Source organism: Amycolatopsis sp. NPDC034160 (assembly GCF_055575355.1).
The window spans coordinates 112,044-125,345 of sequence record NZ_JBVISU010000010.1; the positions used below are offsets into that span (position 1 = coordinate 112,044).

Below are 13,302 nucleotides of genomic sequence, written 5' to 3' on the forward strand. Positions count from 1 at the left end.
GAGGACAGGTGCTCGAGGTCGATCGCGAGCAGGTGCTGGCGTACCGGATCGCGGCGCACGGACTGCACCGCGAGGAGACGGACGCGGCCGCGGCGGCCGTGTTCGACCTCGGCCTGCAGGATTCCGGGCGGGACACCGCGCTGCTGGGCCTCGCCGCCCGGATCGACGGCGACATCACCCCCGCGATCTGGGACGACGGACGGTTCGTGCTCGCCTGGACGCACCGCGGCGCGCCGCATTTCCATCGCCGCGCCGAACTGGACGCCATCAGGGCCGCCCTCGTGCCGCTCGACGAGAAGGACGCGATGGCCCGGATCCTGTGGCAGCGCAAGCAGGTCGAGGAGGCGGGCATGTCCGCGACGGACGCATTGTTCACCGCCGCGAAGGCGATCCGGGAAGTCGTCACCGGCCGACAGACCAAGGGCACGATCAGCGGCGCGGTCACGAAACTGCTCCCCGACGGCCTGTCGTACGCCTGTCGCGGCTGCGGTGTCGTGCACATCCACGAGCAGCTGATGCGGGTCGCGTCGCTCCACGCCGGGGTCCGGCTGGAACCGGGCGCGACCCCGGCGACGCTGGCCCCGCTGGAAAAACGGGGCAGGCTGAGGACTTCGCCGGACGTCGAGGCGGCCACCCGCGTCGTCGAGGGCTACCTGCGGATCAACGGCCCCGCCGCTCCCGGCGACGCCGCCGCCTACGTCGGGACGACACGAACCGGTGTCGACGCGATGTGGCCGGACGACCTGGTCGAGGTGCGGGTCGACGGCAAGAAGGCGTTCCTGCCGGAAGACCGCGTGCCGTTGCTGGAGAACCCGCCGGAGCCGGACGTGGTCCGCCTGTTGCCGCCGCTGGACCCGTTCGTCCAGGCGCGGGATCGCGCCGTGCTGGTGCCGGACAAGGCCCGGCAGAAGGAGGTCTGGAAGATCCTCGGCAACCCCGGCGCACTGCTGGCCGACGGTGAGATCAGCGGCGTCTGGCGGGCCAAGGCGAGCGGGAAGAAGCGGCTCGACGTCACGGTGACCCCATTCGACGCCGTCCGCCCGGCCGTGCGGAAAGCGGCCGAGGAGGAGGCGGCCCGGGTCGCCGCGGCCCGCGAATTCCCCGACCTCCGCGTCACCTTCTCCTGACCCACCTCCCGCGTTTCGTCCTCTCAACGCGGTAGTTGCGTACGCAAGTACCGCATTGAGAGGACGAAACGCGGGGGTCACGGGTCGACGGCCAGGCGATACCCCCGCTTCACCACCGTCTGGACGAGCTTCGGTGACCCCAGTGAGTTCCGCAGGCGTCCGATGGCGGTCTCGACGGCGTGCTCCTCGCCGCCGTCGGGCAACGCGGAGATCAGTTCCCGCCGGGAGAACACCCGGCCCGGCGCCTCCGCCAAGGCCCGCAGCAGGGCCATCGGCGCGGGCGCGATGTCACACCACTGCCCGTCCACCAGCGCCGCCTGTCCGCGCAGTTCGATGCTCCGCCCGCCCGCGATCAGCCGCGGCGAGCGGGCTTCGAGCGCGTCGGACACCGTCCGCGCCAACGCCCCGATCCGCGACCGCGTCGGCTGCACCGTCGGGATCCCGAGCGCGGCCAGCGGCCCGGCGGTGATCGGCCCGACACAGGCCACCACGACCCGCTTTTCCAGCGCCTGAACGATTCCCGAGAGCCGCCCGGTCCGCTTCGCGACGCCCAGCATGGACGCGGCGGCCGGCGCGCTGGTGAACGGCAACGCGTCCACCGAGCCGTCGAGCACCGCGTCCAGCAGCCGGTCGAGCGGCCCGGGGTCGGTTGGCCCGACCCAGCGGTACACCGGGACCTCGATCACTTCGGCGCCCGCGTCCCGCAGACTGTCCACGAAGTACGGAAGCGGCTCGCCGTGCAACTGCACCGCGATCCGCTGGCCCTCCACCCCGGATTCGAGCAGATGCTGCAGCACCTCGGCGTTGCTCTCCGAGCCCGGCGAGTAGTTCTCCGAAAGTCCGGCCGCGCGGATCGCGCCCTTGGCCTTCGGGCCGCGGGCGAGCAGCGCGGACTTCCCGAGCCGGTCGAGCAGCTCCTCCCCCAGTCCCCAGCCCTCGGCGGCCTCGATCCAGCCGCGGAAGCCGATCCCGGTCGTCGCGACGACGGCGTCGACCCGGTCCTCCAGCAGCCGCATGGTCGCCGACCGCAGTTCGGTGTCGTCGGAAAGCGGCACGATCCGGATCGCCGGGCCGTACCGCACGGTCGCACCTTTACGCACGAACAGCGCGCCGAGCTCGTCAGCTCGTCGCGCCGCCGTGATACCGATGACGAATCCCGCCAGGGGAAGGACTTCTGTCACGGCGAAGCTTCCACCTCCACGACACCCCCGGCGACCCGGACCCGGTACGCCTCGACCGAGACGCCCTCGGCGTCGAGACATGCGCCGGTCCGCAGGTCGAAACGTTCCTTGTACACCGGCGAAGCCACGACGGGGACACCGCCGGCGTCGCCGACGATCCCCCGCGAAAGCACCGCGGCACCGCTGATCGGATCCACATTGGACAGTGCGTACCACCGGTCACCCGGCAGCCGGAAGATCGCCACCTGGACGCCGTCGTCGAGCAGGGCGGCGACGCCGGACCATTCGGGTACCGCGCCCGCCGCGCAGATGGCGGTCCAGGTGCGCTCGATCGAGGTCGTCACTGCTTCACCTCCGGGATGCCCAGCAGCACGGGCACCTTCTGGTCGCGTTCGGTGCGGAAGGAGATCGTCGGGTCCGGCGTGCCCGGAGCGTTGACGAACGAGGTGAACTTCGACAGCTTCTCCGGATCCTCCAGCACCCCACGCCATTCGTCGGCGTAGTCGCCGACATGCTTGGCCATCGCGGCGTCGAGGTCCTCGCAGATGCCGAGCTTGTCGTCGATGATCACCGCGCGCAGGTGGTCGAGGCCGCCTTCCATCTCCTCGACCCAGGGCGCGGTGCGCTGCAGCCGGTCGGCCGTGCGGACGTAGAACATCAGGAACCGGTCGATCGTGCGGATCAGCGTCTCGGTGTCCACTTCGGACACCAGCAGATCCGCGTGCCGCGGGGTCGCGCCGCCGTTCCCGCCGACGTAGAGGTTCCAGCCCTTGTCGGTGGCGATGATGCCGAAGTCCTTGCTCCGCGCCTCGGCGCATTCCCGCGCACAGCCCGAAACGGCGGACTTGAGCTTGTGCGGCGAGCGCAGGCCCCGGTAACGCAGTTCGAGTTCGATCGCGAGGCCGACGCTGTCCTGAACACCGTAGCGGCACCACGTCGAACCGACACAGGACTTGACCGTGCGCAAGGATTTCCCGTACGCGTGCCCCGACTCGAACCCGGCGTCGACGAGCCGCCGCCAGATCAGCGGGAGTTGGTCGACTCCTGCGCCGAACAGGTCGATCCGCTGTCCGCCGGTGATCTTGGTGTACAGCCCGAAGTCCATCGCCACCTGCGCGATGACCATGAGCTTCTCCGGCGTGATCTCGCCACCGGGGATGCGCGGGACGACCGAGTAGGTGCCGTTGCGTTGCAGGTTCGCCAGGAACTTGTCGTTGGTGTCCTGCAGGGTCGCCTGCTCACCGGCGAGGATGTGCCCGTTGCCCAGCGTGGCCAGAATCGAGGCGATCACCGGTTTGCAGATGGCGCAGCCGGTTCCGGTGCCGTACCGGTCGATCATCTCGCTGAACGTGCTGATCCGCGTGGCCCGCAGGATCTGGAACAGCTCCGCCCGCGACTGCGGGAAGTGCTCGCACAGCGCCTTGGACTGCTCGACGCCGCAAGCCGTCAGCAGCTTGCCCAGCAGCGGGACGCAGGATCCGCACGCGGTTCCGGCCCGCGTGCAGCCCTTGATCTTGGCGACCGAATCGCAACCCTCTTCGGTGATCGCGTGCGTGATGGCGCCCTTGGAAACCGCGTTGCAGGAACAGATCTGCGCGGCGTCGGGCAGCGCGTCGACCCCGACCGCCGCCCCGCCGCCGGCCGGGGCGAGGATCGCGCCGGGTTCGGCGGGCAGCGGCCTGCCGACCATCGCGCGCAGCGTGTTGAACTCGCTCGCGTCACCGACCAGCACCCCGCCGAGCAGGGTCTTCGAGTCGTCCGAGATCACGAGCTTCTTGTAGGTCCCGGCGACCGCGTCGTTGAACGCGACCTCCAGCGCACCCTCGGTGGCCGCGTGCGCGTCACCGAAACTGGCGACGTCGACCCCCATGAGCTTGAGCTTCGTGGACATGTCCGGCTCGGGGAACGTGCCCTCGCCACCGGTCAGCCGTGCGGCGACGATCTCCGCCATCGCGTAGCCGGGCGCCACGATGCCGTACACCTTCCCCGCCACGGCGGCGCATTCACCGATCGCGTACACCGATGGGTCGGAGGTGCGGCAGGATTCGTCCACCAGGATCCCGCCGCGTGCACCGACCTCCAGGCCGGAAGACCGGGCGAGGTCGTCGCGCGGCCGGATCCCGGCGGAGAACACGACCAGGTCGACGTCGAGTTCGGTGCCGTTGCCGAGCCTGGCGATGTACCGCTCGCCGTCCGGTTCGATGGCGTCGGTCGACGTTCCCGTGTGGACGGTCACGTCGAGGTCGGTGATCAGCCGCCGGAGCAGGCCACCGCCGCCCTCGTCGACCTGCAGCGGCATCAGCCGCGGCGCCATCTCGACCACGTGTGGCGAGAGCCCCATGTCCCGCAACGCCTTCGCGGCTTCGAGCCCGAGCAGGCCACCACCGATGACGACCGCCGAGCGACGGCCGCGGCCTGGCCGCTGAGCCGCTTCCCGGATGGCGTCGAGGTCTTCGATCGTCCGGTAGACGAAGCAACCCGGGAGATCGTGGCCGGGTACCGGCGGGACGAACGGCCGTGAGCCGGTCGCGAGGACGAGCGCGTCATACGGCTGCTCGTACCCGGACTCGGTGACGACGACCTTGCGGTCCCGGTCCACCGACGTCACCGCGTCGCCGAGCCGCAGTTCGACCTGCGGGTCGTCCGCGTAGTCGGCTCCTTCCAGTGCCAGCGAAGCCGGATCCCAAGTGTCCACATAGGACGTCAGGGCGACGCGGTCGTACGCGGGCCTCGCCTCCTCGGCGAGAACCACCACCTGCCATTCGCCGGTCTTGTCCTCCGCGCGCACGGCTTCGACGAGCCGGTGCGCGACCATGCCATGTCCCGCGACGACGAGTTTCCGCATCAGACCTCCGCCCCGGCGAGCGCCAGACCTCGGGTGCCCGCCATCTCCGCCTGCTGTTTCCGCAGGTACACCGCCCATGTGACGGCGAAGCACAGTCCGTAGAAGACGAGGAAGGCGATGAACGCCGGCACCCCGCTCTTGGTGTCCGCGAACGACTGCCGGAACGCCAGGTTGATGAACAACCCGCCCAGCGCCCCGATCGCCCCGGCCAACCCGATCAACGCACCGGAGAGCTTGCGCGCCTTCAGCAGTTCGAGGGTCTCGTCGGCGCCCTCACTGATCGCGACCTTCGCCTTGGCACGGAAGATCGCCGGGATCATCTTGTACGTCGAGCCGTTGCCGATCCCGGTCAGCACGAACAACACGATGAACGCGACGGTGAACAGCGCCAGCGAGTTCGACGTCGACGCCAGGATCAGCACCACGGTCGCCACGGCCATCCCGACGAACGTCGTGAAGGTGATCTTGCCGCCGCCGATCCGGTCGGCCAGCCAGCCGCCCGTCGGCCGGGAGAAGGACCCGAGCAGCGGTCCGAGGAACGTCACCGCCGCGGCCTGCAGCGGAGTCCGCCCGAACTGGTTCTGCAACACCAGGCCGAAGGCGAAGCTGTAGCCGATGAACGAACCGAACGTGCCGACGTAGAGAAACGACATCACCCACGTGTGCGGGTCCTTGACGACCTCGCGCATCGCCTTGGTGTCTCCCTTCATCGAGGAGAGGTTGTCCATGAAGAAGTACGCGCAGACCGCCGCGACCACGATCAGCGGGATGTAGATCGCCAGCACCAGCCGGGGCGCGGTGGCGCCGACGGTGCCGATGACCAGCAGGCCGATCAGCTGGATCGCCGCCACCCCGAGGTTGCCGCCGCCCGCGTTGAGCCCGAGTGCCCAGCCCTTGTGCTTCTCGGGATAGAACGCGTTGATGTTCGTCATCGACGACGCGAAGTTCCCGCCGCCGACCCCGCCGAGCGCGGCGATCAGCAGGAAGGTGCCGAGCGAGGTGCCCGGCTCCATCGCGATCGCGGCCAGGATGGTGGGCGCCAGCAACAGCAGCGCGCTGACGATCGTCCAGTTCCGGCCACCGAACTTCGCCACCGCGAAGGTGTAGAGCGGCCGCATGAGCGCGCCGATCAGCGTCGGGGTCGAAACGAGCAGGAACTTGTCGGCGGCCGAGAACCCGTACTGCGGGCCCATGAACAGGACCATGACCGACCACAGTGTCCAGACGGAGAAACCGATGTGTTCGGCCAGCACGGAGAACCAGAGGTTCCGCCGGGCGATCTTCTTCCCGGTCTTCTCCCAGAACTGCTCGTTCTCCGGATCCCAGTGCTCGATCCAGCGCTTGCCACGAGCGGTCATGAAAGCCTCCTTGGTGGGCATCGTTCGGATCTCCTGTAGCCGGATCACTGCGCGGCCAGCCATCTCGCGACCCCGCTGACGGCGTCCTTGCAGCCGCCGCAGCCGGTCGTCGCGCGGGTCGCTCCGGCGAGGGCGGGCACGTCGGTGGCGCCGGCGCGCCAAGCCTCGACGAGCCGTCCCTTGGTCACCGCGTTGCAGCGGCAGATGACCGCCGACGCGGGCAGATCGGCCGGGCTCGACGCCGACGGCGCCCCGGCGGGCAACGCGCGCCCCAAAAGGACGGCGAGCCGGTCTTCCGGCACCGGGGTGCCCCGGTCGTAGAACTGCGTGATCGTCGCGGCCGCGTCGGGAAGGCCGAGCAGGATCGCGCCCGCCACGCGGTTTTCCCGGAGGACGAGCTTGCCGTAACGGCAGCCCGCCGGGTCGCTGAAGGTGAGGACTTCGGCGGTCGGATCGTCCGCGCCGGTCATCGTCTCGCCGAGGGCGGTGAGGTCGATGCCGCGCGCCTTGAGCCGGGTCACCGGCTGGGTGCCGCGGTAGCGCGACGCGGATTTCGTCCCGGTGACCAGGTCCGCGACGACGGCGGCCTGTTCCCACGCGGGCTGCACGAGACCGCCGAACGCGCCGGGATGTTTCGCGCAGTCACCGATCGCGTGGATCCGGCCGTCGCTGGTCCGCAGCAGATCGTCGACGACGATGCCGCCCTCGACGGTCAATCCGGCGTCCACGGCCAGTTTCGTCTCGGGCCGGACCCCGGTCGAGACGACGATGAGGTCGGCGGGCACGTGCGTTCCGTCGTCGAGTTTGAGCCCGTCGCCACTGACATACCGCGCGGCACCGACACCGAGCCGGAAACCGACGCCGAGCTCTTCGAGCTTCCTGGTCAGCACCCGCGCGGCTTCCGCGTCCAGCTGCCGTTCCATGATGTGCGGCATCGGATGCACGACGGTGACGAGGTTTCCGCGCCCCGCGAGGCCGCGCGCCGCTTCCAGGCCGAGCAGGCCACCGCCGAGGACGGCGACCGGGGCACCCAGTTTGGCGGCGTCGAGGATGCGGGCGCAGTCGTCGAGGGTGCGGAACGCGACGACGTCCGGACCCGGTTCGAGTCCTTCGACCGGCGGCATCCACGGGTTGGCGCCGGTGGCGAGCACGAGCGCGTCGTAGTCCACAGTGGACCCGTTGTCGAGGTGCACCCGCCGCGCCGCCCGGTCGATCGACGTCGCGGCGACCCCGCGGCGCAGGTCGGCCCCGGTGCGTGCGGGCCACTCGTCGTCGTGGAGCCGGACGACTTCCGGCCGCATGGTCCCGGCGACCACCGACGAGAGCAGCACCCGGTTGTAGGCGGTGTGGGTTTCCGCGCCGATCACGGTGAGCCGGACGCGTTCGCCGTCGGGATCGCGGCGGCGGATGTCGTCGGCCAGCCGCGCGCCCGCCATCCCGTATCCGGCGATGACCACCGACCGGGCGCTCACGCGGCCGCCTCGGCCGGGGCGAGCGCGACCGCGCACACCTTGAACTCGGGCATCCGGCTGGTCGGGTCGAGCGCCGGATTGGTCAGCAGATTCGCCCGCCCCTCACCGGGGAAGTGGAACGGCAGGAACACCAGATCCGGGCGCAGTGAGGCGACGCAGCGGATCCGGGCACGGGTCTCTCCGCGCCGCGACCGCACGACCGCGAGGTCGCCGTCGGCCAGTCCCGCCTGCGCGGCGGTGTCCGGGTGAACTTCCACGAAGGCCTCCGCGACGACGTCGTTCAGCTCCTTGACCAGTCGGGTCTGCGCCCCGGACTGGTAGTGCTGCAGGACCCGGCCCGTGGTGGCCTGCAAGGGGAATTCGGCGTCTGGCAGCTCGGCCGGGCCGACGTGGTCCACCGGCACGAACCGCGCGCGGCCGTCCGGGTGGGCGAAGGAGCCGAGGAACATCCGCGGTGTGCCGGGATGCGTTTCCGCGGGAACGGGCCAGTACAGCGCTTCGCCGCCACGGAGCCGGTCGTAGGTGATGCCGGAGTAGTCGGCGACACCGCCCTTGGATGCCTGGCGGAGTTCGGTGAAGACGGTCTCGGCGTCGGACGGGAACCGCCCGTCGGGCTGGCCGAGCCGTCTGGCCAGTTCCGAAAGCACGAAGAGATCGGTCCTCACCCCGGACGGCGGGTCGAGCGCCTTGCGGCGCAAGAGAATCCGGCCTTCGAGGTTGGTCATGGTGCCGTCCTCTTCGGCCCACTGGGTGACCGGGAGGACGACGTCGGCCATCGCCGCGGTCTCCGAGAGCACGAGATCCGAGACGACCAGGAAGTCCAAAGAGGACACCTTGTCCTGGACGCGGCCGGCACCGGGCGCCGAGACGACGACGTTGCTGCCGAACACCATCAGCGCGCTCGGACCGTCTTCCGTACCCAGTGCTTCGAGGAGTTCGACCGCCGAACGGCCGGGCCCCGGCAGGGATTCCGCGGGCACCCCCCAGACTCCGGCGACGTACTCGCGGGCGGCGGGATCGTCGATCTTGCGGTACCCGGGCAGCTGGTCGGCCTTCTGGCCGTGTTCGCGGCCGCCTTGGCCGTTGCCTTGCCCGGTCAGACAGCCGAATCCGGACCCCTCGCGGCCGGGGAGGCCGAGCGCGAGCGCGAGGTTGATCCACGCGTTGACCATCGCCGTGCCGTTGGCGTGCTGCTCGGTGCCGCGCGCGGTGAGGATGTAGGCGTTGCGGGCGGCGGCGAGTTTAGCGGCGACGCGACGCTGGTCGGCGGCCGAGACGCCGGTGATCTGCTCGACCCGCTCCGGCCACCAGGCGGCGACCGAACGCCACAGTTCTTCGAAACCGTTCGTGCGCTCGTCCACGTAGGACTGGTTCAGCAGGCCGTCGGCGACGACGGCGTGCAGGATCCCTTGCGCGAGAGCGAGATCGGTTCCCGGCGCGGGCGCGAGGTGCAGCCCGGCCAGTTCGGCGGTCGCGGTCCGGCGCGGGTCGACGACGATCAGGTCGGCGCCGCGCAGGTGCTGGGTGAACGGCGGCATCGTTTCCGCCGGGTTCGCGCCGATCAGCAGGACGGCGTCGGCGTCGGCGAGATCCGTTACCGGGAAAGGCATCCCACGGTCGGCGCCGAACGCCTTGATTCCCGCGGCGGCCGCCGACGACATGCAGAACCGGCCGTTGTAGTCGATCTGCGAGGTGCCCAGCGCGATGCGGGCGAACTTTCCCAGCAGATAGGCCTTCTCGTTGGTCAGTCCGCCGCCGCCGAAGACGGCGACCGAATCGGCCCCCTTGGCCACGCGGATCTCGATGAGCCGTCGCGCGACGAGGTCGAGCGCCTGCTCCCAGCTCCCGGGCCGGAGTTCACCGTCGACCCTGATCAGCGGAGTGGTCAGCCGGGAAGGCGAGGTGAGCAGTTCTCCCGACGTCCAGCCCTTCTGGCACAGGCCACCGGCGTTGACCGGGAAGTCACGCGGGGCGACGCGGGCGCCGTCGAGGCTCATCCCGCACTGCAGGGCGCAGTACGGGCAGTGCGTGTCCACCGCGGTCGCGGTGACTTCGGTGGGAGCGGCGAGCGGCACGGGCACCTCCTCAGGCGTCGATTGCGCTTGAAGGTAGGTAGGCCGTGTTACCTGAAAACTCCTGAATGTTTCAGGCGTTTGACATTGCCTGCCGACGGCGAAGGTCACACCGTGAGGTCACGGCAGCAGGTGGACGGCTATACACTTGATGTATAGACCCGGCGTATACACACTGCGTATAGTCACCGCATGTCCATCGGGAACACCCTGCTCGGCCTGCTGGAAGCCGGCCCCAAGCACGGTTACGACCTCAAACAGCTCTACGACAAACAGTTCCGGCAAGACCGCCAACTGCACTACGGGCAGGTCTATTCGACGCTGAACCGGCTGCTGAAAAACGGGCTGGTGGAAGTGAACGGTGTCGAAGCGGGCGGCGGACCGGACCGGAAGCGGTACGCGATCACCGACGCCGGCGTCAGCAATGTCGAGGACTGGCTGAAAAGCCCGGAGAACCCCTCCGTCTACCTGCAGAACACGCTCTACACCAAGGTGGTGCTCGCGCTGATGTCCGGCCGCGGTGCCCAGGACCTGCTCGACGTCCAACGCGGCTCCCATCTCCGCGTCATGCGGGAGCTCACCGCGCGCAAGACCGCCGGAGACCTCGCCGATCAGCTCATCTGCGATCACGCGCTGTTCCATCTCGAAGCGGATCTGCGGTGGCTGGAACTCACGGGCGCCCGTCTCGATGAGCTCGCGCGTCAGCTCGAGCGCTGAGTCGCACACCATCCGGGGGACTCGCGGTGGAAACATCGTTGTTACAAGGCCTGGCCAGCACCGGATGTTCGGCTCTGACCAGGCGCTGTATTCACAGCACAGCACTCACATCGCGGGCCGCGGCGCGGAGCCCGTCGTGCGCCGCCCGCGTCGACCGCGGGTCGAGGGCGTTGGCGGCCAAGCGGAAGAGGACGGCCCGCAGGAGAAGTTGGGGCCATTGCGGGAGATACGCCCAGCGTTCGAGAAGGGCGATGGTGGCGCCACCCCAGGCGAGCGCGTCGACCGCGACGATCGCGGCACCCCATTCACCGGGCCGGTAATACGGAACGAAATCGACGATCCCGGGCGCCGCGTCGCCGTCGAACAGCACTCCGGCGAGCAGCTCCCCGTGGACGACCTGGTCCGGCAGCTTGATCGGTCTTCGGGAGCCTGCCAAGACCTCGAACCAGCGGCCGCCCTTGTTCTCGTCGAGCGGCATGTCCGCTTCGCCCCAGGCGAGTTTGTCGGCCAGTGCCTCGATGTCGGTGCGGCGCCCCAGGAAATCCGGCCGCGGCAACCCCGCCGTCGCGCGCTGCAGTTTGACCGCCGCGTGCACGACCTCGTCGTACCGGTGCTCGGCCGTCCCGGACACGAACCGGTTCGCCGACCAGCCGCCGACCACCCACCGGCCGTCGCTGGAGCGGACCGGCTTCGCGACCCGCAGACCGGGCTCGTCGACCGCTTCCAGCGCCCTGGCCGTCCACAGGGTCCGCGACTTGTCCACGACCGGCTTCAGGACGAGATCGCCGTAACGCCAGGCGGTGGTGCCGGGCAGCGGCTCCGCGTCACCGTCACGTCCGCCGAACGCCGAACAGACGTGATCCGGAGGACTTTCCAGGGTGGCACGCACGGCACGGACGTTACCTCGTCTTCCGCGCCACCAACGAGAAGACGCGCTGGTCACTTGAGTAGCGATACTCAAGACAACATCACTCTGACCTGCCATTCTTCGGCCATGGTCCCCCGAACGGCCCAGAGTCGGCTCACCGATGGACAGCTCGCCGCCGTCCAACTCGGGTCGCTGTGGCTGCTGGGCACCCTCGGCGCGATCACCGTCGGCTGGCTGGTCGTGCTCGCCGCTTTCCTGCACCTTCCCTGGCTGGCGTTGCCCGTCCCGCTCGTGTCGATCGGGACGGCGTACCTGGCCGGTTCCGTCGCGCCGAACGTCTCGTCCCTGACGATGCGGCCGTGGCCGAGGCTGGCGTGGGCGTTCGCCGTCGGGATTTCCGGTGTTCTCGGCGCGATCTTCGTGGCGGAAGTGGCGGAAGCCTTCGAACCCGCCGAGTGGGTGACGCTGCCGCTTCTCGGCCTGCCGGTGGCGATCGTCGCGGGCCTGTTCGTGGCCGACTGGCGCGTGCGGACCGGTGCCGCGATCCTCGGCGTGGCACTGGTGGCGGGCGGCATCGCCGTCCCCGCCGCGCTCCCCGAAGACACCGCCGCCCGCCGGCTGGCCTCGACCGGCATCCCGCACGAACGCACCCTCGCGGCCGATCTCGGCGCACAACGCCTTCCCGACAAGGCGACCGAAGACTCCGGCTCGCTGATCCTCGAGTATGGCCCCGAGTTGTGGATCTCCCCCGTGTGGACCTTCGTGACCGACGCCGTCGAGAGCTGCGAGACGTCGGTGAAGACGAACTGGCGACTTGAGAACGCGACGTGCACTCAGGTCGGCGAAGGCACCTTCCTGCGCCAGAACACCGACCGGATCGAGTTCATCCAGCGACGGGGCGCGGTGTCGCTGCACCTCGCGGGCAACCACAACTGGAAGCCGTCGGAACTCCAGGAGCTGGCCGCGAAGACGCATTCGCTGACCGACGCCGAGATCATGGCGGCACTGCCCAAGGCGAGCGGCGGGCACCGGACCGACGTACCCGCGGGATACGCGCGGTTCGTGCGGGCGATCTTCACCGGCGGCTCGATCGGCTTCGGCGGCTGAGCGGGGAGCAAAGTCGCCTAGCTGCTGGTCGGTGTCCACTGACGCAGAGGGGAGCGAGCTCGCTCAAGAGACTCGCCCCGCACTGTGCTTTGCACGGTTTGACGAGGGGGTCGTGAGTGCCGGTGAGCGTTCTCTTGAGGGGTAAGGCAAATATGGCGTGATCGGCTCGTTGCCGCGAAGGTCCCAGCACTCCTCGCTGAGAATCGGCGCGCCCTGATTGTCCACAAGGGACACTGTCAGACAACTCCGTGCCTGATTTGGGCCTGCATGTGCGGTTTCGGGGCGGGTCGTGAGTGCCGATTAGGGTTAGAACACCACTTGCCACTCACGACCCCCTCGGGAAACCACGCATACTGCTCAAGCCGGACACTTGCCCGCCAAAAGTGTCCTTTGTGGACACTCTGCTCTCGTCCCGACGTCCAGTAGCCAGTCCGGACCCGCGCCAGGACACGCCCCATTCGGCTTACTCACGACCCCCCGCGAAAATGTACTTAGAGACACAAATCAGTCACTCAATCGCCAGGGATGCCCTTGTAGACACTGAAGCCCGGCGAG

Annotated in this window: 10 protein-coding genes; 3 read left to right on the forward strand and 7 right to left on the reverse strand. The window is 69.4% G+C overall.

Going from position 1 to position 13,302, the window contains the following annotated elements:
• Positions 1 to 8: 8 nt before the first annotated feature.
• The gene (locus ACZ54P_RS21015) at positions 9 to 1,127 is read left to right on the forward strand and encodes a DNA glycosylase AlkZ-like family protein (RefSeq protein ID WP_465463237.1); all 1,119 of its coding nucleotides are present in this window, start codon (positions 9 to 11) and stop codon (positions 1,125 to 1,127) included.
• A gap of 77 nt (positions 1,128 to 1,204) precedes the next feature.
• Here the strand turns inward: ACZ54P_RS21015 and ACZ54P_RS21020 are convergent, their stop codons facing one another.
• Genes ACZ54P_RS21020 through ACZ54P_RS21045 form a run of 6 tightly spaced genes read right to left on the reverse strand, consistent with a single transcriptional unit; the run spans position 1,205 to position 10,058 of the window.
• On the reverse strand, positions 1,205 to 2,308 hold the full coding sequence (locus ACZ54P_RS21020) for a uroporphyrinogen-III synthase (RefSeq protein WP_465463238.1): 1,104 nt from the start codon (positions 2,306 to 2,308) through the stop codon (positions 1,205 to 1,207).
• Entirely contained in the window at positions 2,305 to 2,652 is a 348-nt protein-coding gene (gene nirD, locus ACZ54P_RS21025; RefSeq protein WP_465463239.1) for a nitrite reductase small subunit NirD, read from the reverse strand. The genes ACZ54P_RS21020 and nirD overlap by 4 nt, the downstream gene beginning before the upstream one ends.
• Positions 2,649 to 5,153 (reverse strand): nitrite reductase large subunit NirB, encoded by a 2,505-nt coding sequence (nirB, locus tag ACZ54P_RS21030; protein ID WP_465463240.1) that lies wholly within the window; start codon positions 5,151 to 5,153, stop codon positions 2,649 to 2,651. The genes nirD and nirB overlap by 4 nt, the downstream gene beginning before the upstream one ends.
• Positions 5,153 to 6,511, reverse strand: a complete 1,359-nt coding sequence (locus ACZ54P_RS21035; protein WP_465463241.1) for a nitrate/nitrite transporter — start codon at positions 6,509 to 6,511, stop codon at positions 5,153 to 5,155. The genes nirB and ACZ54P_RS21035 overlap by 1 nt, the downstream gene beginning before the upstream one ends.
• 44 nt (positions 6,512 to 6,555) lie before the next feature.
• On the reverse strand, positions 6,556 to 7,983 hold the full coding sequence (locus ACZ54P_RS21040; protein WP_465463242.1) for an FAD-dependent oxidoreductase: 1,428 nt from the start codon (positions 7,981 to 7,983) through the stop codon (positions 6,556 to 6,558).
• The gene (locus ACZ54P_RS21045) at positions 7,980 to 10,058 is read right to left on the reverse strand and encodes a molybdopterin oxidoreductase family protein (RefSeq protein WP_465463243.1); all 2,079 of its coding nucleotides are present in this window, start codon (positions 10,056 to 10,058) and stop codon (positions 7,980 to 7,982) included. The genes ACZ54P_RS21040 and ACZ54P_RS21045 overlap by 4 nt, the downstream gene beginning before the upstream one ends.
• Before the next feature lie 189 nt (positions 10,059 to 10,247).
• Here ACZ54P_RS21045 and ACZ54P_RS21050 point away from each other — a divergent pair, with 189 nt between their 5' ends.
• Positions 10,248 to 10,772: a PadR family transcriptional regulator gene (locus ACZ54P_RS21050; protein ID WP_465463244.1), complete on the forward strand. Its 525-nt coding sequence runs from the start codon at positions 10,248 to 10,250 to the stop codon at positions 10,770 to 10,772.
• 91 nt (positions 10,773 to 10,863) lie between these two features.
• Here ACZ54P_RS21050 and ACZ54P_RS21055 read toward each other — a convergent pair whose 3' ends face one another.
• Complete coding sequence (locus tag ACZ54P_RS21055; RefSeq protein ID WP_465463245.1) at positions 10,864 to 11,661, reverse strand: TIGR02569 family protein; 798 nt, start codon at positions 11,659 to 11,661, stop codon at positions 10,864 to 10,866.
• A gap of 105 nt (positions 11,662 to 11,766) precedes the next feature.
• Here ACZ54P_RS21055 and ACZ54P_RS21060 point away from each other — a divergent pair, with 105 nt between their 5' ends.
• Positions 11,767 to 12,747 (forward strand): hypothetical protein, encoded by a 981-nt coding sequence (locus ACZ54P_RS21060; protein ID WP_465463246.1) that lies wholly within the window; start codon positions 11,767 to 11,769, stop codon positions 12,745 to 12,747.
• Positions 12,748 to 13,302 lie beyond the last annotated feature (555 nt).